At 58.8% G+C, this 1,610-nt stretch carries 1 protein-coding gene and 1 pseudogene; both read right to left on the reverse strand.

Features of this window, described 5'->3' with window-relative positions:
• Positions 1-542, reverse strand: a pseudogene (locus Q7T06_RS02085) (urea ABC transporter permease subunit UrtC); the annotation flags it as partial.
• On the reverse strand, positions 539-1,610 hold a 1,072-nt coding region (gene urtB / locus Q7T06_RS02090; protein ID WP_304779338.1), incomplete at its 5' end, for an urea ABC transporter permease subunit UrtB. The gene urtB and the pseudogene Q7T06_RS02085, both read right to left, overlap by 4 nt.

Consider the following 1,610-nt stretch of genomic DNA (forward strand, 5'->3'; position numbering starts at 1 on the left):
AAGAACAGCAGCATGAAGGCGAAAGTCATTGCCTGCGTGATGATCGAGAAATACACGCCTTTGATGCGCGAACGGAAGGCGAAGTAGCCGAACACAAAAGCCAGTATGCCCGGCACCAGCACCACCAGCAGCATCGCAAACCAGAAATGCTCCGTCATCCACCAGTACCATGGATATTCCTTCCAGTTCAGGAACACCATGAAGTCCGGCAGATTGCTTTGATAGACGCCGTCGCGGCCTATGGCACGCATCAGATACATGCCGTGCGCATAGCCGCCGAGCGCAAAGAACACGCCATGGCCCAGCGACAGTATTCCTGTATAGCCCCACACCAAGTCCAGCGCCAGGGCTGCCATCGCGTAGCACATGAACTTGCCGACCAGCGCTATCGTGTAGCTGGAAACATGCAGCGCATGATCGGCCGGGAAAACCAAATTCATCAAGGGCAGCAGGGCAAGCAAGGCTGCGCACAGGATGATGCCGATCCATGCAGGACGGGAAAAGAGGGCGGGTTTCAACAGAGGATTCAAGGTGGCATTCATTCGACGCTCCTGCCTTTCAGCGCGAACAAGCCTTGCGGGCGCTTCTGGATAAAGATGATGATGAAGACCAGGATCACGATTTTCGCCATCACGGCGCCGGCCACCGGCTCCAGGAATTTATTGACTTCGCCGAGGCCGAATGCGGCAATCACGGTGCCCGCCAGCTGGCCGACGCCGCCGAGTACCACCACCATGAAGGAATCGACTATATATGCCTGGCCCAGGTCCGGCCCGACATTGCCGAGCTGCGACAGTGCCACGCCACCCAGCCCGGCGATACCGCAACCGAGGCCGAAGGTCAGCATGTCTATCCTGCCGGTCGCTACGCCGACGCAATCAGCCATGCGGCGATTCTGCGTGACGGCGCGCACGAACAGGCCGAGCCGCGTCTTGTTGAGGATCAGCCAGACTGCCAGCACGACAAACAGCGCAAAGAAAATGATGACGATGCGGTTGTATGACAGCACCAGCGAGCCGAGCACGGTCACGCCGCCAGACATCCAGGACGGATTCGCCACTTCGACGTTTTGCGCGCCGAAGATAGTTCGCACCAGTTGCATCAGCATCAGGCTGATACCCCAGGTACACAGCAAGGTTTCCAGCGGACGGCCGTACAGCCAGCGTATGACGAGGCGCTCCAGCGCGATCCCGACTGCAGCCGTAACGATGAAGGCCGCTGGCAGGGCCACCAGCAAATAGGCATCGATAGCATCAGGGAAGAAATTGCGGAAGACCAGCTGGCAGACATAGGTGGTGTAGGCACCTATCATCAGCATTTCGCCATGCGCCATGTTGATGATGCCCATCAAGCCGAAGGTGATCGCCAGGCCGAGCGCAGCCAGCAGCAGCACGCTGCCCAGCGAAATGCCGTAAAAGAGTTTGCCGACGAATTCGGTAATCGTCAGGTGCCGGTTCAGCGCCGCCAGCGTGCGCACGACTTCAATGCGGACCGCCTCATCCGGCTCGCTATAGCTGCCGTCAGGATTTTTAAGAAGCATTTGTTCCAGCGCTGGTTTCAGGCTGGCGTTGGTGGTGCCGGCCAAAGTCTGGACCGCCGCCCGACGCAGC

Origin of the sequence: Herminiimonas sp., from assembly GCF_030645555.1 — a bacterium.
GTDB lineage: Bacteria > Pseudomonadota > Gammaproteobacteria > Burkholderiales > Burkholderiaceae_D > Oxalicibacterium.